The 17,809-nt window shown below is 59.1% G+C and carries 16 protein-coding genes and 2 pseudogenes; 9 read left to right on the top strand and 9 right to left on the bottom strand.

The features are described from left to right. The coding region (locus tag L6D77_RS00005; RefSeq protein WP_236169932.1) for an SOS response-associated peptidase family protein at positions 1–642 on the bottom strand (642 nt) is incomplete at its 3' end. A 102-nt stretch (positions 643–744) separates the two neighbouring features. On the opposite strand from L6D77_RS00005, the gene L6D77_RS00010 reads away from it, so the two are divergent. From L6D77_RS00010 to L6D77_RS00035, 6 genes and pseudogenes are all read left to right on the top strand, one after another. Next, positions 745–1,176, top strand: a complete 432-nt coding sequence (locus tag L6D77_RS00010) for a LexA family protein (protein ID WP_125463400.1) — start codon at positions 745–747, stop codon at positions 1,174–1,176. Further along, positions 1,160–1,282: pseudogene (locus L6D77_RS00015) on the top strand (Y-family DNA polymerase); the annotation flags it as partial. The gene L6D77_RS00010 and the pseudogene L6D77_RS00015, both read left to right, overlap by 17 nt. Positions 1,283–1,401: 119 nt before the next feature. Continuing rightward, entirely contained in the window at positions 1,402–2,559 is a 1,158-nt protein-coding gene (locus L6D77_RS00020) for a tyrosine-type recombinase/integrase (RefSeq protein ID WP_028692960.1), read from the top strand. A gap of 10 nt (positions 2,560–2,569) precedes the next feature. After that, positions 2,570–4,177: a hypothetical protein gene (locus L6D77_RS00025; protein ID WP_032904191.1), complete on the top strand. Its 1,608-nt coding sequence runs from the start codon at positions 2,570–2,572 to the stop codon at positions 4,175–4,177. A 98-nt stretch (positions 4,178–4,275) separates the two neighbouring features. Beyond that, complete coding sequence (locus L6D77_RS00030) at positions 4,276–6,015, top strand: tyrosine-type recombinase/integrase (protein ID WP_223271185.1); 1,740 nt, start codon at positions 4,276–4,278, stop codon at positions 6,013–6,015. Beyond that, entirely contained in the window at positions 6,008–6,424 is a 417-nt protein-coding gene (locus L6D77_RS00035) for a TetR family transcriptional regulator (RefSeq protein WP_079384160.1), read from the top strand. Before L6D77_RS00030 ends, L6D77_RS00035 begins: the two co-directional genes overlap by 8 nt. 89 nt (positions 6,425–6,513) lie before the next feature. On the opposite strand, the gene L6D77_RS00040 is transcribed toward L6D77_RS00035, so the two are convergent. From L6D77_RS00040 to L6D77_RS00055, 4 genes are read right to left on the bottom strand one after another with little or no spacing between them, the layout of a single operon-like run. After that, positions 6,514–7,476: an SdiA-regulated domain-containing protein gene (locus L6D77_RS00040; RefSeq protein WP_028692954.1), complete on the bottom strand. Its 963-nt coding sequence runs from the start codon at positions 7,474–7,476 to the stop codon at positions 6,514–6,516. Positions 7,477–7,521: 45 nt separating this feature from the next. Beyond that, entirely contained in the window at positions 7,522–7,875 is a 354-nt protein-coding gene (locus tag L6D77_RS00045; RefSeq protein ID WP_028692953.1) for a TraR/DksA family transcriptional regulator, read from the bottom strand. 5 nt (positions 7,876–7,880) lie between these two features. After that, a complete protein-coding gene (locus L6D77_RS00050) occupies positions 7,881–8,732 on the bottom strand; it encodes a universal stress protein (RefSeq protein WP_028692952.1) in 852 nt (283 codons plus the stop codon). A 14-nt stretch (positions 8,733–8,746) separates the two neighbouring features. After that, a complete protein-coding gene (locus tag L6D77_RS00055; RefSeq protein ID WP_028692951.1) occupies positions 8,747–10,234 on the bottom strand; it encodes a SulP family inorganic anion transporter in 1,488 nt (495 codons plus the stop codon). A 448-nt stretch (positions 10,235–10,682) separates the two neighbouring features. Between L6D77_RS00055 and L6D77_RS00060 the strand changes: the two are divergent. Next, positions 10,683–11,849: pseudogene (locus L6D77_RS00060) on the top strand (Y-family DNA polymerase); the annotation flags it as partial. Between the two features lie 159 nt (positions 11,850–12,008). Here the strand turns inward: L6D77_RS00060 and L6D77_RS00065 are convergent. After that, a complete protein-coding gene (locus L6D77_RS00065; protein ID WP_232879993.1) occupies positions 12,009–12,842 on the bottom strand; it encodes an AraC family transcriptional regulator in 834 nt (277 codons plus the stop codon). A 132-nt stretch (positions 12,843–12,974) separates the two neighbouring features. Between L6D77_RS00065 and L6D77_RS00070 the strand changes: the two genes are divergently transcribed. Then, a complete protein-coding gene (locus tag L6D77_RS00070; RefSeq protein ID WP_232879992.1) occupies positions 12,975–13,361 on the top strand; it encodes a hypothetical protein in 387 nt (128 codons plus the stop codon). A gap of 19 nt (positions 13,362–13,380) precedes the next feature. Beyond that, positions 13,381–13,719, top strand: a complete 339-nt coding sequence (locus L6D77_RS00075) for an antibiotic biosynthesis monooxygenase (RefSeq protein ID WP_232879991.1) — start codon at positions 13,381–13,383, stop codon at positions 13,717–13,719. A gap of 66 nt (positions 13,720–13,785) precedes the next feature. Here L6D77_RS00075 and L6D77_RS00080 read toward each other — a convergent pair whose 3' ends face one another. From L6D77_RS00080 to L6D77_RS00090, 3 genes are all read right to left on the bottom strand, one after another. Next, a complete protein-coding gene (locus L6D77_RS00080) occupies positions 13,786–14,493 on the bottom strand; it encodes a hypothetical protein (RefSeq protein ID WP_232879990.1) in 708 nt (235 codons plus the stop codon). Between the two features lie 81 nt (positions 14,494–14,574). Further along, the gene (locus L6D77_RS00085; RefSeq protein WP_232879989.1) at positions 14,575–15,021 is read right to left on the bottom strand and encodes a hypothetical protein; all 447 of its coding nucleotides are present in this window, start codon (positions 15,019–15,021) and stop codon (positions 14,575–14,577) included. Between the two features lie 78 nt (positions 15,022–15,099). Then, the gene (locus L6D77_RS00090) at positions 15,100–17,727 is read right to left on the bottom strand and encodes a trypsin-like peptidase domain-containing protein (RefSeq protein ID WP_232879988.1); all 2,628 of its coding nucleotides are present in this window, start codon (positions 17,725–17,727) and stop codon (positions 15,100–15,102) included. Positions 17,728–17,809 lie beyond the last annotated feature (82 nt).

Consider the following 17,809-nt stretch of genomic DNA (forward strand, 5'->3'; position numbering starts at 1 on the left):
CACCCCGCGCCCCACCGCAAACCACTCAAACGCCTCCACCGGCAAACACTGCTCATTCGCCACCCGCTCAGCCTCAGCAGCCGTCACCTGCGGATCAATCCACATCCGCGCATGCTCCGGTCCCAAAACCACCGGCCGCCGATCATGAATATCCACCATCCCCGCATCACTGGCCGCGGTAATGATCACAAACCCATCCCCCTCGTTCGCCTCCAACCCCACCCGCACCTCGGCCAGCGCCGCCATGAACATCGGCGCGCCACTTTTCAGGCGAATGAAATACGGCTGCTTGCGCTTCGGGTCCTGCGGGTCGGCCACCCACTCATACCACCCATCCGCCATCACCAGCGCTCGGCCCTGGGGCCACAGGGCCTTGAAGAACTTGCCGGTGGTCACGGTCTCGACGCGGGCGTTGATCGGCGCGGGGCGTTTGTCCCTGGCCCAGAACGGCGCCCAACCCCAATGGCAGGGGTCGATGCGCAAGCCGTCTTCGGCGTTGTGCAGCACCAGCACGCGGCTGCCGGGGGCGACGTTGTAGCGGGCGATGGGGTGGTTATCGTAGCCGCTGACCACGTCCTGCTCGGCCTGCAGTTCGCGCAGGTAGTCAGCCAGGCCCTGGTACTGGGCGAAGCGTCCGCACATGGTGTGTCTCCCCCATTTGTCGAAATTTCCTACGCCGAAATTGACCGGCGCCTGGAATGGCTTTTAACTGTATATACATACAGTTTATTTCAAGGCTGCGTCATGACCGCCATCCTCGGCCCGATCGCCTGCGGGAGTGCTTCGCTCCCGCGCTACCTGTTTCGCGTACCGGCGGGCTTCCCGTCGCCGGCGGCGGACCATATGGAGCAACCGCTGTCACTGGACGACCTGTTCAACCTGCGTGCGCCGCACATGTACCTGGTCAGGATAGACGGCGACAGCATGCAGGGCGCCGGGATCTTCGACGGCGACCTGGTGATCGTCGACCGCGCCCTGGAGGCGCGCCACGGGCATATCGTCATCGCGGCGGTCAACGGCGAGCCGCTGTGCAAGCGCCTGCACCGGGTCGGTGGCGAGGTGGCGCTGCGCTCGGAGAACCCGCGCTACCCGCCGCGCTACATCCTCGAAGGCGACGAGCTGGCGATCTGGGGCGTGGTGACTTTCAGTGTGCGCAGCCATGACCCCAACGCCTGAGCCGGTGTTCGCGCTGATCGACTGCAACAGCTTCTACGCCAGCTGCGAGCGGGTGTTCCGGCCAGACCTTGCGCGCACGCCGATCGTGGTGCTGAGCAACAACGATCTGAGGGGTGGGAATCGTTAGTAAATCCTGTAGAGTCCGCGCCACCTTCTGAACCCCTCTGGAACAGCAGTTTCCAGGCTTCATAAGGCAATCCATTGGAAGTGTTTTAGGGCAGCGGCATGAGGCTGGTATTCGCAACAAAAGACCTAGCATTAGCAGGTCGATCCTTTGAAGGCTTTCCGTTGCTGATTGGGTCAGAGGGATGGCCAGTCGAGCCAGCTCAATCCTTCCTTTGGCACACGCTTATCGAGTCAGGTGAGGCCCTAAGCGATTTGACTTGGGAAGCCTATGGACGGCGTCTGTACGATTACTTTGCCTTCCTGGAAGCCAATGGATTGGGCTGGGACGAGGAAAGCCCGGCTCACGGTCTGAGTGCTCTGTCGAGGTACAGGGATTGGTCGAGCGGAGAATTAGCACTTGATCCCGGCACGGTGAACAATCGTCTGGCCTTGATCGTGAGGTTCTACCGATGGGCTAAGCAGCGCAACCTGATAACTGTGCTGCCCTTCGGTGAGAAAAGGGTAAGAGTTGCCCAACATTCCGGTCTTCTCAGTCATATCGCTCTGCCCGGAGCCGAGAGCACGAAAGTTTCGGTGATGGTTCGCGACCGAAAGCGCTTGACCAAATTCCTGACCAAGGATCAAGTCAAGGTATGCCTTGCCCTGGATACCGATCCAAGCCACCAGATATTGTTCCACCTCATGGTGCGTACCGGCCTTCGCTCCTGTGAAGCGAGGTCTTTTCCTCTCAAATATGTGTTCAACCCCAGGTTGAAGAAGGGACTGCGCCCAAGGCAAATGATCAGTGTTGCTCTTGATCCTTCAGACATGCATATCAAGTACGACCGGCCTAGAACTATCGACGTGCCATGGTCGTTGATGGAGAGCATGTGGTCTTACTCCCTTCACCAACGAGAGGTTCGTAAGTCCAATGGTGATGGACGTGTTACCGCGCTGCTGCTGACTAATGAAGGCAGGCATTATTCAAAAGATTCCGTAGTGGACGTTATGAAGTCCTATGAAAGAAAGTGCGGTTTCTATGTTCGGGCCCACATGCTACGCCACACCTATGGGACTTATACCTTGCTTGCTCTTCGAAAAAGCAAAGAGTTTGAAGGTGAGCCATTGTTGTATGTCCGAGATAGGCTGGGGCATTCAGATGTGCAAACAACTATGATCTATTTGCATCTCATAAACCAGCTTGAAGCCCAATCCGTCCTTGCTCACGAGGACGAAATTGACATGATGTTTATGACTGATTCGGTTTCGCGTATTTGAGGTAGCACCATTGGCTCGGCAAAAAAGCTACAAGGCGGTTATGCGGTCGGTTACAAAAGGATTCGAGGCTGTCGAAGATGATATCAAGATTGACCTGCCGAGAAACCCGAGAAACCACAGGCAACTCGATCATACGAAATATTTAGGCTTGGGCTTCGACGCTTGGGCAATTCAAAGTCTTCACGTTATCAAAGCTTTGCTACAAGGAGGAAACTTCTCAGTGACGACCTTGATTGGTTACTCTACGAACGGGCTGAGATTTTTTATAAATTTCTTGAGTGGAGGTTCGGTCAAGTCGCCACCTGCAACGCCAAACAGTCTTACCAAAAGCCACTTGGATCGATACGTCTCTTGGCTGAGGCTAAAATACCCTAACGGCTCGACAGCCAAGAATTACTATACTAGCTTCAAGTCGTTAGTTGTTGTTTTGGCTGAATATGGATTTATTGAAGTTAATCTTGACGATCTTTTGCCCCTCAATCCATTTCCTAATAATTCGCAGAGCACTAAAGATGCAGATCCGCTCACCTTGGGTGAAATGCAAAGGCTGATTGGCGCTTTGAAGTCAGATCTTATTGCCATCCATAAGGGTACATTCCTTGGAAATGGCGCGGAGGCGATGGCTGTATTGCTACTAATTACTGCGGCAAGGTCTGGAATCAATACTACGCCGCTCTTGGAGATGAAAAGGGATGCCCTACAGCCTCACCCATTTATTCCTAATCTCAGGTTGATTACTACCGTCAAACGTCGAGGTAAAGGCGCACAGAGCAAAACAATCCGTCAGACTAATCTGCTAGATGAGTACAGTGCTATTCCCCTGGATGGGGTGGCAGTCCTCAATAAGGCGCTGGAGATTTCTAAGCCACTCGTAGCACTGGCACCTGATGAAATATCTTCATGTGTGTGGTTATATCGCTCGGGCCAGCCTGGCCGCTCGAACGACATCGTTACCCTTACACCCGGTGCTTTATATGTCACGGCAAAAAGCATTTGTGAGCGTCATGCGCTTCAGGATGATCAAGGCAATCGGCTAAATGTCACGCTTAGTCGGCTGCGAAAGACTATGGAAAGCCGTTTGTGGAAACTGAGCGGTGGCGACATTATAGAAGTTTCCTCCGTTATGGGTCATACCCCTGGTGTCGCCGATAATCACTATTTGAAAATCAACGATGAGATCAAGGTCGACGGGGCGACATTTGTTGGGGAGGCTTTTCCGGACAAACTACGTGGCATAAACGTCATACCAACCCCACCAGGCGGCTGCAAAGATAGCCTTTACGGTAGTCTGGCACCAAAGGATGGCGTCAATCATTGTTCTGAATTCATCCACTGCCTCGGTTGCCCTAGCTATGCAATTGTAGGCACCTTGGAGGACTTATACCGGCTGTTCAGCTACCAACAATTCTTGTATGCAGAAGTCGAATACTTTCTCACGGACGAGTGGGGCGCATGGCGCAAGCGTCAGTTTGACTATATTCGATTGATAGATGATTTCACCCAGAAGTTTGATCTTGCATTGGTTTCGCAAGCAAGGGCTCAGGCTGAGTCATCTCCGCACTTGTTCTGGGCTAAAAAAATCGAGTTCATGAAGAAAAAATTGGGCGGCGAAATTTGAGCATAAGAACCACGAATGCGGTGTTAAAGGCATATGATGTCCTCATCGCACAGCCAGTTTCAGCGAATGGTCTAAGTCCCGCAGAGCGGGATGCAATCGTGATCAGCGCTATCGTTAATGAAGATGGAGAAACCTTCGTTCTTAGCAGGTTTGGCGATGCACAGTGGGATCTTCGCCCGTTTTTTGATCAGGCCAATATTGCTCATTCTTATAAATTCATCAACTGGGATATGGGCATGCCTCGGGCGCTTATTGATGACTGCAAAGCTGTTGCTTATGCTTGGTTTAAAAGAGGAATGCCTAGATCCAAACCTCCTATCGCACGGGGCATTACTACTTTCGCCGTCGTCAGCGTGATGCCTTTTGTTCGCTGGTTAAACAATCTAGGAGTTTCAAGCTTTGCAGATGTCCGTCCGATCCATGTCAGCAATTACGTTCATCATTGCAAATATGAATTGAAGTTAAGGCCTCTCCCGCTGTATGGGCGATTACGGGTTATTGATTTTCTTTGGGTGTTTTCTGTCGACACGATGTTTCCCATTCAGAGTTATCCTTGGGGTAATTCGACATTGTGGCGGATTTGTGGGGTCGCGAATGTAAAAGGGTTGGGTGCTGCCACTAAAAACGTCGGGCGAACAGATATCATTCCTCATGATGAACAATCTAGGATTTTCAACTATTGCGAAAGCATTGTCCGGGAGATGAAGGCCGAATTGGCAGTCAATGGTATTGGATATCATCCTAGTGATGAACGGATGGCAATTCGTTGCAGAGATGCTGTTCTGTATATAGTTTCAATCACTAGCGGCATGCGCAATGACGAGGCAATTGGAATTGAGGTTGGCGCTTGGCGCAAAGAGTTAAGAAATGGAATTAATTTTTGCTGGGTGACCACAGTCGAGCACAAGACAGGTAAAGGCCAAGTCGAATATCTTGTGCCAGAACTAACGATTGAAGCTTTAAGTCTTTTGGCAAAATATTCAGCACCCATCAGAAAAGAGCTGGATGAAGAGATTAGACAGCTTGCAAGCAATCGGGATTTTTCGTATTCAACTGAACATCTCCTTAGGCTCGAAAAAGCCCGAAAAGACGCGAATAAACTATTTTTGGGACGAAACACACAAGGAGGGAAAGTTCAGGAAAGCCATCATGTTGAGGCTCTCAGCGGGCAAGCATCCAATGCTGCGTTTGACCGTATAGCTAAAGCCGCTGGAAGCGATTGGCCGTTGAGGACGCATCAATGCAGGCGAACATATGCAAGATGCTTTGTAGAATCCCGTATGGGCCGCACTTCATTGATCTACCTCAAATGGCAGTTCAAACACAGCAGCATGAGTATGACCCAACTCTATGCATCCAATCCGCAGCAAGACCTGACTCTCTTTGATGAGATCTTCCAGCAGATGACAGAGTTTAAAATTGACCTGATCGAATCATGGCTCGATGATCAGCCACTGGCAGGGGGCGCTGGCGAAAAGATTGTGGAATTGCGGGCAATTCCAATCAAGGATAGAGCTGCTTTGCTTGCCCAGACCGCCCCACATGCCAACATTCGTGCGACTGGACACGGCTGGTGCATCGCCACAGAGCGGGGCTGCGGAGGTGCTGGTCTATACGAAGCCACACGGTGTCCAGGGTGCAAAAATTCGGTGATCGATGAAGTCTTCGCCAGCACTTGGCAGGACATCTACATTCAACAGCGAGAGCTGATAAAAATTGAGGATGCAGGCCCGGCTGTTAGGCAGCGCGCAGAACGCGACTTGCAGGTTGCACTAGATGTAATTACCAGCCTTGGCCTTTCTCCAGTTGAGGAAATGGAGGAGGCGGCAAATGACTAGACAGGCGGTGGGCCCTGACTCTCCTATTCGCTCCAGGTCGAAGACACTCGCCGCGCTCAACAAGGTCGTCGACGATCTCATTGCTGGTGACGGAAAGCTTTCCATCACATCCGTTGCCCGTGCCGCAGGTGTGACTCCGGGACTCATCCATAACACTTACCCAAGCATAGCGGAAAGGATTCGCAACATCGTTGGCAAGTCGGTGCGAGCCCAGCGAGACTCTAAGCATCAAGCGTTGATGAGCGAGAAAGAAAAGAACAGGGTGCTCCGTGCAGAGAATGATCAGCTTTTAGCGGAGGTAGCTCGGCTGGCTTCGGTTAACCAGCGACTAATATTCGAGATGATTCAGCTGAAGGCGGTTGCCAACGGTAAGGTCACCGCACTCCCTCTGAAACCAGGGCCCAACTAGGCCCTGATGGGGAACCCGCAGAATTCGTAAAAATCGCACGCTAACAGTTCAAGCGTCCCGGCCACGCCTGACTGTAGCTTGTTGACTGGTCAGTCTGTCTCGCGGGTAAAGCGATAGAACAAGTTCGGCTCGCTGACCACGTACAAATACCCTTCATCGTCGATGGTTACGCCTTCGGCTTGGGGTATGCCTTTCAGCAAACCAGCAAACCCCCTCGCCAAGGAGCGGAAACTCACCACCTTGCCCTCATCGGTGATTTCAATCAGCAGTTTCGACTCGTCGCTGAGCAATATCAGGTGGCCACTCTGTTGATCGAAGACGACCGAAGACAAGTCAGTGGCAAATACCTTGTCCTTTACCAAGTTGGACAGGTCGCGCACGTGCAGGGAAAAACCTCCTGCCAGGCTGGCACGAAGGCCGCCCACTTCCAGCAATTGGCGAGGGTCACGCTCCTTGGTCACAAACAAGCGATCACCTTTCAGGTCGTAGGCGAGCCCTTCAAGGCCTTTGTTGTCCGCCTTGCCAAGTGCCAAGGTCAGAGCTGGATACTGGTCTCGGCTCAATGAGCGACCGGGAGAAAGCTTACTGCCTTCGGCGAGGGGGACATCCACGATAACAAGGCTCTGCCGGCGCTCCTCGGCGATTACCAGTTGGCCGTTGCCGGCATAGGACACCGCCTCCACATCGTGGAAACCGTCCAGGCTATAGCGCCTTTCCACGTCACCGTCACGACTGAGGGCCAATAGTTCGTTTGGGCCGTTGGTAACCGCCCATAGCAGGTTCAGGTCAGGGTCGAAGGTCAGGCCCGAAAGGTTGTTGTCCACACCGGGAACCGGCTTAGCATCGAGCTCAACCCGATAGTCAGGCAGCCACACAGAGCGCTCCTGCCAATCGTCGGTGTGCCAGTGGGTCTTGATCCAGAAGTACAACCGATCATCAAGGTGATGGGTGCGGACTTGGAATACGGTAAGCAATACAAAGCACAGCAGTGCCCACATCCAGGCACTTGTTTTCTGTGTTCGGCCCAACCAGTTTTTAGCCATCAAATACATTAGAAGCCTCGTTAATTGGGACTGACGTCACGAGCTGTCATGGTTTCAATCCGACTCGGCGCGGCTCGCACAGGTGATGCACAACGGCGTGGCCGGATCGAATTCCAGGCGGCCCGAGGCGATCAACTCGCCGCATTGGTTACACCAGCCATACTCGCCCTCGTGCCAACGCTTGAGGGCCAGCTGGAGGCGGACGCGTTCATGCTGCGCCCGACTGCGGATGGCATCGTTCATCGCTTGCTGCTGGAGTGCGTCCATCCTCGACAGACGCCCTACCTTGCTTTGATCCAACTCCACCGATTGCGAGCGAGACTCAGCGTCTTCCAGCAACCGATCCAGCTCGGCAGCCCGCTGTTCCAGTAGGGTCTTGAAATGGGCAAGATCGAGGGCGTCGTCCATGGCCGTTAGCGCAGCAGCAACAGTGGGCCAGTGGTGGTGCGCAGCATGCTGGTCGTGGTGCTGCCGACCAGAAACTGACGGATGCGCGAATGACCGTAGGCCCCCATCACCAGCAGGTCGATGCCGTGCTCTTTCTGATAGGCGTGCAAGGTAGGCTCTATCTCGCCGTTCAGGGTCTCGGCGCGAACAGTGAATCCGACGTTGAGCAGCACTTTCTGCGCCCAGTCCAGCTGCGCGGACGATTCGTCGTTCACTGGCCCAACCATCACCAGGTGGATCGGCAGCCCCTTCAGCAGGGGGCTGGCCGCCAGCATCTCCACACCCTTGCGGGTAGTAGCGCTGCCATCGAAGGCCAGCATCGCGCTCTCGGGCTTTTGGAAGTTGGCCGGGGTGACCAGGATTGGCCGGTGCATGATACGAATCACGCTCTCCAGCTGGCTTCCGACATGCTGACTCAGACCGCCGCTAGACTCGCCTTGGCGACCGATGACCAATAGGCGCGTTTCGCTTTCCAGCTCTTGCAGGTTTTCCAGCAGATCGCCATGACGTTGCTTGGACTCCGGCGCGGTCACACCATCCGTCATGGCCCGCTCTTTCGCGGCCGTTAACATGATCCGCCCCTGCTCCAGGGCCAACTTACCGCGCTGTTCATCCAGGGAAGCAAGCTCATCGAGCAGATGCTCGCGGCTGCCAAGGCCGATATTGCCACTCAAGTCGGCCGCAACTGGGTACTGGCGCTGATCCAGCACATGCAAGAAGGTCAGCGGGGCTTCCAGGCTCAGACTGGCCCAGGCTGCGTAGTCGCACACAGCTGGAGCCGAGGTGGAACCGTCGATACAGGCAATTACTTGGGTCATCGTTGTTCTCCTTCTCAGTGGCCCATGAGTTGATCAATGGCGTCGGGTTTATCGTGAACTCCGAATCGATCCACGATAGTGGCGCTCGCTTCGTTGAGACCTAACACTTCAACTTCGGTGCCTTCGCGGCGGAACTTGATAACCACCTTGTCCAGGGCAGCAACTGCGGTGATATCCCAGAAGTGGGCGCGATTCAGGTCGATGGTTACCTTGTTCAGGGCTTCTTTGAAGTCGAAGGCCGCGACGAACTTGTCTGCCGAGCTGAAGAACACCTGGCCAGTGACGTTATAGCTACGATGCTCGCCGGATTCGTCCAGCGAAGAACTGATCGCCATGTAATGGCCAACCTTGTTGGCGAAGAACATCGCGGCCAGCAGCACGCCGGCCAACACGCCGAAGGCAAGGTTGTGGGTGGCCACCACGACCACAACGGTGACGACCATGACAATGTTGGTCGACAACGGGTGCTTCTTCAGGTTGCGCAGCGAATCCCAACTGAAGGTGCCGATGGACACCATGATCATCACTGCCACCAGCGCAGCCATCGGGATCTGCTTCAGCCAGTCGCCGAGGAACACCACCATCAGCAGCAGGAATACACCTGCGGCCAGGGAGGACAGACGAGAACGACCGCCGGATTTCACGTTGATGATCGACTGACCAATCATCGCGCAGCCGGCCATACCGCCGATCAGACCCGAAGCAATGTTGGCCACGCCCTGGCCCTTGCACTCGCGGTTCTTGTCGCTGGGGGTGTCGGTCAGGTCGTCGACAATAGTCGCGGTCATCATCGACTCCAGCAGACCGACCACGGCCAGCGCTGCCGAGTAAGGGAAGATGATGGCCAACGTCTCGAACGTCAGCGGCACGTCAGGCCAGAGAAAGATTGGCAGCGTATCCGGCAGTTCCCCCATATCACCGACCGTGCGGATATCCAGCCCAACCGACATGGCGACTGCGGTCAGCACGATGATGCACACCAGTGGCGATGGGATGAGCTTGCCGATCCTGGGGATATAGGGAAATAGGTAGATGATGCCGAGGCCTGCGGCTGTCATGGCGTAGACGTGCCAGGTGACATTGGTCAGCTCGGGCAGCTGAGCCATGAAAATCAGGATCGCCAGTGCATTGACGAAGCCGGTCACCACCGAGCGCGAAACGAAGCGCATCAGCGAGCCGAGCTTCAGGTAGCCAGCACCAATTTGCAACACGCCACACAGCAGCGTGGCGGCCAGCAGATATTCAAGACCATGGTTCTTGACCAGGGTCACCATCAGCAGTGCCATGGCCCCTGTCGCGGCTGAAATCATGCCTGGGCGGCCACCGACAAAGGCGATCACCACGGCGATACAGAATGAGGCGTAGAGACCAACTTTGGGGTCGACGCCCGCAATGATAGAGAAAGCGATGGCTTCAGGGATCAGCGCAAGTGCGACGACGATCCCCGCGAGCACGTCGCCACGGACGTTGGAAAACCACGTTTGTTTGAGTGTTTGTAGCATCAGAATATCCAAAGCAATGCACCGCACGCATGCCAGGAAAATGGCGAGCGCGTCGATACGAATTCAAATTGTGAGGATTATTTTGCTGTGCGCTTTGGGTGTAAGAACCGGGCATACAGCAGTACGCAGCCGCCAGCGAAACTGGCGGAGGCGAGGTTGTTGCGAGGGGGCGTAGCGCTAAGGCGGCGTAGGCTGCCAGTAGAGCGTTTGGAGTACAGTCATGCTGGTGTTCCTGTAGCTCAAGGGGTATGCGGAGCCAAAAGTATACAGTGAAGCTATCGTCGATTGCGATCCGCCGCCCTGCTTTGCGAAGCCACGTCTGAAATAGGCTTAGTCGAGGAGTATCGCCATCAGGAACGAAGGAAAATAATCAAAAAAATGTTAGGGAGTTAATTTGCTTATAAATCAATATCTTACACTCAACTAACTGTTAGGGTCATTCAGATACTCGGATGGCTGCGTGATCGCCCGCAGCGCCGAGGCCAAGGCCTACGCGCGGATGGGTGAGCCGTACTTCCAGATCCGCGACAAGCTGCGCCGCCACGGGGTGCTGGCGTTCTCGTCCAACTACGCGCTGTACGGCGACATGAGCGAGCGGGTGATGGGGTTGATCGAGTCGATGGTGCCGGCGGCGCAGGTTTACTCCATCGACGAGTGCTTCGCCGACTTCACCGGCATCCCCGGCAACCTCACCCAGTTCGGCCGCGATATCCGCGCCCGGGTGCTGCGCTGCACCGGCATCCCGGTGGGGGTGGGCATCGCCCGCACCAAGACCCTGGCCAAGCTCGCCAACCACATGGCCAAGCGCCTGCAGGCGCAAACCGGCGGGGTGGTGGACATCTGCGAGCCGTTCAAGCGCGACTGGGTGCTGCGCAATACCGGGGTGGAGGAGGTGTGGGGGATCGGCAAGCGCATGACCGCGCACCTGGCCGAGCTGGGCATCCGCAAGGCGATGGACCTGGCCCGGGCCGACCCGCGCATGCTGCGCGAAAAATTCAGCGTGGTGGTCGAGAAGACCGCCCGCGAGCTCACCGGCACGCCGTGCCTGGCGCTGGAAGAGGCCGATCCGCCGAAGCAGGAGATCTGCTGCAGCCGGATGTTCGGCAAGCGCCTCACCGAGCTGGCGCCGATCAAGCAAGCGGTGGCCACCTATACTGGGCGCGCCGCCGAGAAGCTGCGGGCCCAGGGTTCGCTGTGCAAGCGCATGCGGGTGAGCATCCGCACCGGGCTGTTCAACCCCGATGAGCGCCACCATGTGCAGGGCGTGCTGGTGGAGCTGCCTTATCCCACCGACGACACCTTGTTGCTGACGCGGATGGCCACCGAGGCGGTGGCGCGGATCTACCAGGCGGGTTATCGCTACAGCAAGGCCGAGGTGCTGTTGCTGGATCTGCGCCAGCCGGGGGAGTTCAGCGATGACCTGTTCGCGCAGGGCCAGCCGTTGGCGAGTGGCCGGCTGATGTCGGTGCTGGACGAGGTCAACGGGCGCTATGGGCGGGGGACGCTCAGGGCCGGCAGCGTTCCCGACACGCCTGAGTGGGGGATGCGCCGGGGGATGATGAGCCCGTCCTATACCACGCGGATCGAGCAGTTGTGGACGGTGTACTCGCGGTGATCGCCGGCAAGCCCACTTGGCTCGCACGTTCCCTGTAGGAGCGGCGGTTCGCCGCTGCGACTTGCCCGCGAACACCGGCGCAGCCGGTGCCAGCCAGCGCGGTGGCTGCTTCGCGGGCAAGCCCGCTCCCACACAGATCACCCTGCTGCCTTGACCCCCTCAAGGCCCAAGCACAATGGCACCCGCACTGTCCGAAGCCATCCCGCGCTCGATCAGGTAGCGTGCCGGTGGCTTGCCCATGGCCTTGCGGAACATGGTGACGAACCCGCTGGCGCTTTCATAACCCAGCGCCAGTGCCACGGTCTGCACGCTCTCACCCTGGGTCAGGCGTTGCAGCGACAGCACGATGTGCAACTGCCGGCGCCAACGCCCGAAGCTCATGCCGGCTTCCTGCATCAGCAGGCGGCTCAGGCTGCGTTCGCTCACGCCAATGCGTCGGGCCCATTCGTCCATCGTGGTCTTGTCTGCCGGGTTGGCCAGTAGCCCTTGCGCCAGTTGGCGCAGGCGCAGGTCCCGGGGCATCGGCAGGTGCAGGTACTCGACAGGTGCTTCGCTCAACTCGTCCAGCAGTGCGGCAATCAGCCGGGCCTCTCGACCGTGCAGCGGGTACAGCGGCTCGAAGGCCGTGGCCTTGAGCAGCAACTCGCGCAGCAGTGGCGACACCGCAAGCGTGCAACACGCGGTCGGCAGGTTGTCGATCGCCTCGGGTTCGACGAACAGGCAGTAGCACTCGGTTTCCCCCGAGCCTCGGGTTGTATGCAGCATGCCGCCGGGGATCCACACCGCGCATTGCGGCGGCACGATCCACACGCCGGTGGCGACTTCACAGTTGAGGACCCCGCGCACCGAATAGATCAGTTGTGCCTTGCGGTGCTGATGCGGGGCGTGCTCCCAGTCCTTGGCAACGCGAGAGGCGTTCAACACCGTCACCTGGCGCGCAATGCTGTCAACGTCCCACGCAAGCGACAGGTCGTCGGTGCAGATGGGTTGCATGAGGGATGCCTCGCAGCAGATGAATACGATTGGCCGGAATGAAAAATAGTGTGGCCAAGTTGTGCAATGACGTAAAGGCGTTGTGGCGGATATCGTGCCCCTGCATTCCATTCACTACCGAGGGCGAGGCAAATGATCCTGGATTCCACAGGCTTTCCGATGGTCTGGATGAACGTGGGCACGGCGGGCATCCAGACCGATGATGAGGGCTTCAAGGCCTTCGAAGCGTTGCTGGCGGGTGGCGAACCCTTCGTGCTGCTGGACGCTGAACGGGCGAAGCAGGCGCAGGCCGCACCCAGCCACGAGGAGCAGAAGCAGTTGTCGTTGTGGATGAAGCGCCACAAGGCCGCCTTGGGCAGCGTCGTCAAGGCGCAGATTCATATCGAGCCGGACCTGGCTAAGCAGCAAGCGGCCAGCGCGTTCGCGGCCAAGTTCGAGCTGTTCTGGGGCTATCCCTTGCTCGTCGTGGGCAGCCGCGAGGATGGTGTGGCATTGGCGCGCAGGTTGATGGCGCAATGAGCCGTCGGGGGTAGGGGCCATGGGTATCGTTGCGATCAGTACCGTCGAGATCAAGCCGGCCAGGGGTTCGAGCGCCGTCCTCAAGGCGCGTTTGAACAGGTTGTTGGTGAAGCTCAATCGCCTCTCGGGGTGCGCGGCCTACAGCCTGGCCTGTAGCCGCGATCCTGAAAGTACCTGGGTTATCACCGGTTATTGGGACTCGACCGAGCGCATGGCCGCACACTTCCACCTGCCATGCCTGAGTGAATTGTTCGAGCTGGCGGCGCAGCGGTTGGTGGTGGGGCTGCGTTTCGGGACGTTCTGCGGTGCGCCGCTGTGCGAGCCCCAATACCGTTCAGATACGCAGACGGTTGCGTGATTGCCCGCAGCGGTGAGGCCAAGGCCTGCGCTGCGAAGGGGAACGCCCAAGGGCACCGCGAAGCGGTCATATCTGCCTGTCTAGCCACCCCTGAGCCCGCGGGCAACCGTACGCCAGTGCTTTCAACTGATACGCAAATTTCACGTCTTTGTCCTTGGCGCCTGTATCAACCAGCACATCACGCATGGCGAAATACAGATTCGCCCTGAAGGCCAGTTCATCGAGTTGCAGTATCACGGTGGGCCTTTGCCGGGGCAGCGAGCAGTACTCGAAAAGGGTCGGCTGCGGATAGTAGCGGGCATAAGGCCCGGGTATTTCCGGCAAGGCCTTGACCTGCGCAATGTACTCGGGCGTGTCGATATCACTCAGGCAACTCACCCGCATCTGCAGCGCTGCCGGCGTGAAACCGCGTTTGAGGCTCGATTTGAACAGTTCACACATCTCGGTGCGTCGCGCCTGGCCGTCCAGGACACTGAGCAACTGCGCCAAGCGATACTCGGCGGCAGGGTTGCCGGCCGCGATGGCGGCCTCCAGTAGCGTATTGGCGCTGGGCAGATGCTGCTGTGTGTAATCGACGAAGGCCAGCCTTGAGGCTTCATTCATGCGGCCGTCTGGCCCGCGCCCGTTCGCCAGTTCCATCATCCTGCGGTCGATCTCGTCCAGGATCGGCACCGCTTGCCGATACTCCGCTTCACCGGGAAGCAGCGGTGCGGGTTGGGCGAACGCAGGGAGGCTGAAGCAGGTAAGCAGGAGAGGGGGGAGCAGGCGTCTCATGACAAAAGTGGCATCCGTGGCGATTGGCGTTGCGAGGCGCGAGTCTAGCAAGAAAGTGCCGTTCGCCAAGCGCCGAGCCCCTCACGCTCTGCCTAGTACTTCGTAGGAAGCCGTGATCACCGGTTCGCGCAGCGCCCAGACCGTTTCGGCAAAGTCGCCGATCATCTCGGCCTGCACTTCGAGGGTCATCCCAACCGCCTCAATGCATACCAGATGGCCGGGGGACCAATCGAGCAGTTTGCACTGGGGATACTTGCTCAGTAACGCAGCCAAGGCCTGTTGCGGCGGTTGCCGGCTGCTGTACGCGAAGTCGAAGTAGGGGGCCACATCCGGGAACTGGTAGAGCAGCACCCACGCAGGTGCCGGGCCATCGAACCATAACGTGACGATGTGATGCGCCCATTGCGCGCCGCCGTTTTCGACGAGCGAAAGGGCGTCGATGATCGACCGGCACTCGGGTATGAGTGTCATGCAGTCAGCGTCGAACCGGCGCACGGGCACCGGTATATCGGCCAGGCTGGCAAGCATTGCAGCACGTCGTGCTTTTCGGTTCATGGTATGGCCTTGAGGTTTAGCGGTTGCATTCGGTCGCAGGGGATGGGCCTGTCACAGCCAGTCCAGCGGTGCCCCCGACCGGACCCACGCCTTTGTCCCGCCGCGGTACCAATACACGTGGCGGTAGCCCAGGGCAATGGCGCGCAGCGCGCTGTTGTAGCTCAACCAGCTCTGCGGGCCATGACAATAGAAAACCAGCGCCCGCGCCTTGTCACCCTGGGTCAACGCAGCGAGGTCCTTGGCCAGGCGCTGTTGGGTCTGGTCGCTGAAATTGCCGCCCTCGGCCGCGTAATGCAAGTCGATGGCACCGGGGATACCGATGTTTCCGCCCATCGCGGCAATCACCACGGGCGGTTTGGTTGCGGCGAGTGTGCTGGCCAGCTCGGGCGTAGTGATCAGCTGGCCGCCGGGAATGCTGGCGGGGGTATCACCGCCGACACCCGTCCCAGCGTGCAGAGCGGCGGTGGGCTCGGTATCTGTGGCCGCCAACGCCTCGGCGGGCTCACCGTAGCGGCTTTGGTAGAACGCGTTGAACCCCGGACCACTGGCCTTGAGGTTCATGAACTGCCGGGCAACGGCGTCCACCCGGCCATCGTTGCCCACGTGAAACAGGTCGCCGCCAACGATGACCCGCCGCGAGCCCGGCATCACCAGGGTGTCGTCGCGCCTGGCCATCTGCTGGAAATCGACCGGCTCGCCATAGCGCAAGCTTGCGCCACTGGCGCGCAGCACCGCCTTGTTGCAGGCGGCCACGCAAGCCAGGCGGGCTTCATCGACGGGCCCGATCGCCTTGAAGCCGTCCTCCGGCGGCGCGGTCCAGAAACCCAGCTTGTCGGGGGCGTCCAGCCGTGCCCCTTGGCCGGCCTGCTGGCGCAGGGTTTCGATCAGCGCCAGGCTCAGGGTCGAGCGGTCGAAATACAGGCTCTCGACCCGCTCGCGGTAGGCCCGTGCCACCGTCGAGACCCCGGGGTTGTCCTTGTCGGCCTGCTGCGCCGGCCGGAAGTAGTCTGCCTTGCCCAGCGCCTGCTGGCGGTTGCCCAGCAACGGCACCTCCACGTCCTGGTAGGTCTTGTACATCAGGGCCCTGAAGCGGCTGTCGCTGAACAGGGTCTTGCGGTGGGTGCCTTCGAAGCCATCGTCCACGCCGGCGTGCACACCCAGCAGTTCGAACCGCGCGTTGCCGGGGTTCCACACCAGCAGGGGACCGCCAGAGTCGCCGAACCAGATGTTGCAGTAGTGGTTGAACAGGAGGGTCCGTTGCTGGGCGTTGTAGCTGTGCCGGCTGATGTCCAGGGTGCACTGCTTGAGCGAGGGCGTGACAAAGCCCAGCCTGGCCGTGGACAGCTTGAACAGGTCGCCGGGGTAGCCGATGGCGGCGACTTTCAGTTGCGCCGATTTGGAGGCGTCGAAGCTGTCGGCGAAGGCCAGCGGCGTCACCGGCGTGGCGGGTGCCTTGCGCAGGCGCAAAATGGCCCAGTCCGCGCCGCCCTTGTGCTGGTAGCTGACCCAGGTGGCCGGGATCACCTCCTTCTGCGTGGCCGAGCGCTCGACTATCACCTGCACCTTGCCTTTGCGGTCGGTCTTGTCGATGCAGTGGCCGGCGGTGACCACCAGGGTCGGCGCGCCCACCACGGCACCACTGCAGCTGCCGCCCTGGGCTTTCACCTGCACCAGGGCGTCATAGGGCGGCTGGCTGAAGTCGGTGATGAACTGGCGGTCTTCCTCGACGCCGATACCGCGCCACAGCGAGGGTACGGGCACCAGGCCCGCCGTGGGCAAGGGCAGGGGTGGGGGCTGGTCGAGGCTGGCCAGGTCCGCCTCGCGCAGGTAGCCCACCAGGCCGTACACCGCCTGGCGGTCGGGGCGCACCTGCGGTTGTCGGTCGAGAAAGCGCGCCACCGAGGCTGTGTCGATACGGTTGAGGTAGCCCAGGGTATCCGGGTAGGGGCCCTCGCTGGCCGCGATCACCGCCAGCCAGCCGGGCGCTTGTGCGGGGCGTGCGTACACCAGGTGCCAGCGCCCGATGTCCTGGATCACCGGCGACGCGGTGTCGGGCTTGAGGCGAACCTGCACGGGGCGCAGGCTCAGGTAGCGGGTGCCGGGCGCGTGGCGCAGCCCCCAGGGGATGTCTTGCCCGGTGCGTTCGGCGAGGTTGGCGAAAAACGTCTCGCCGCCATAGCGGTTGTCCCTGGGCTTGCCCTCGGGGGTGACGATGGCGGCGGCAATCTCGGCCCAATGGCGCTTTTCGTCCAGCGTGCGGGCATCGTCCATCAAGCGCCAGGCGCGGCGGATATCGCCGCCGGCCACCGCCTTGCGGTACCAGGGCATGGCCAACGGGGCGAAGTTGTCGTGCAGGCAGGTGTCGAAGTAGGTGTCGCCGATCTGCACCATGGCGTCGGTGTCGCCGGCGTCGGTGTCGCCGGCGTCGGCGCGGCGCAGCAGGGCGGGCAGGTTGCGCCCCTGTTCCACCCACTGGCGGGCCTTGGCGGCATCCGGCTCGGCATCTGGCGGGTCGACGAACAGGCAGCCGTAGCGCTGGGCCGCGGCCGGGTCGCCGGCTTCGGCCTGTGCGCGCAGGGTGTTCAGCGTTTTGTTGTCGACGGCGTCCACCGCAGCATGGGCGGGGCAGGCGAGGGCCAGGGCCAGCAATGGCCAACAGCGTCGGCAGCGAAGGCTCACGTTGTCTCCAGCAGTCAGTCGCCGAACAGGTGCGTGTCCGCCAGAACAACCAAGGTGGACTTGGCTCGGTGGCGCCGGGCCA

The sequence above is a fragment of the Pseudomonas parasichuanensis genome, from assembly GCF_021601385.1.
GTDB classification, from domain to species: Bacteria; Pseudomonadota; Gammaproteobacteria; order Pseudomonadales; family Pseudomonadaceae; genus Aquipseudomonas; species Aquipseudomonas parasichuanensis.

Bases quoted from the DNA above. Each gene is read 5' to 3' on its own strand.
- L6D77_RS00010 (WP_125463400.1), top strand. From the start codon at position 745: ATGACCGCCATCCTCGGCCCGATCGCCTGCGGGAGTGCTTCGCTCCCG.
- L6D77_RS00020 (WP_028692960.1), top strand. From the start codon at position 1,402: ATGAGGCTGGTATTCGCAACAAAAGACCTAGCATTAGCAGGTCGATCC.
- L6D77_RS00035 (WP_079384160.1), top strand. From the start codon at position 6,008: ATGACTAGACAGGCGGTGGGCCCTGACTCTCCTATTCGCTCCAGGTCG.
- L6D77_RS00040 (WP_028692954.1), bottom strand. From the start codon at position 7,476: ATGTATTTGATGGCTAAAAACTGGTTGGGCCGAACACAGAAAACAAGT.
- L6D77_RS00045 (WP_028692953.1), bottom strand. From the start codon at position 7,875: ATGGACGACGCCCTCGATCTTGCCCATTTCAAGACCCTACTGGAACAG.
- L6D77_RS00050 (WP_028692952.1), bottom strand. From the start codon at position 8,732: ATGACCCAAGTAATTGCCTGTATCGACGGTTCCACCTCGGCTCCAGCT.
- L6D77_RS00055 (WP_028692951.1), bottom strand. From the start codon at position 10,234: ATGCTACAAACACTCAAACAAACGTGGTTTTCCAACGTCCGTGGCGAC.
- L6D77_RS00065 (WP_232879993.1), bottom strand. From the start codon at position 12,842: ATGCAACCCATCTGCACCGACGACCTGTCGCTTGCGTGGGACGTTGAC.
- L6D77_RS00070 (WP_232879992.1), top strand. From the start codon at position 12,975: ATGATCCTGGATTCCACAGGCTTTCCGATGGTCTGGATGAACGTGGGC.
- L6D77_RS00075 (WP_232879991.1), top strand. From the start codon at position 13,381: ATGGGTATCGTTGCGATCAGTACCGTCGAGATCAAGCCGGCCAGGGGT.
- L6D77_RS00080 (WP_232879990.1), bottom strand. From the start codon at position 14,493: ATGAGACGCCTGCTCCCCCCTCTCCTGCTTACCTGCTTCAGCCTCCCT.
- L6D77_RS00085 (WP_232879989.1), bottom strand. From the start codon at position 15,021: ATGCTTGCCAGCCTGGCCGATATACCGGTGCCCGTGCGCCGGTTCGAC.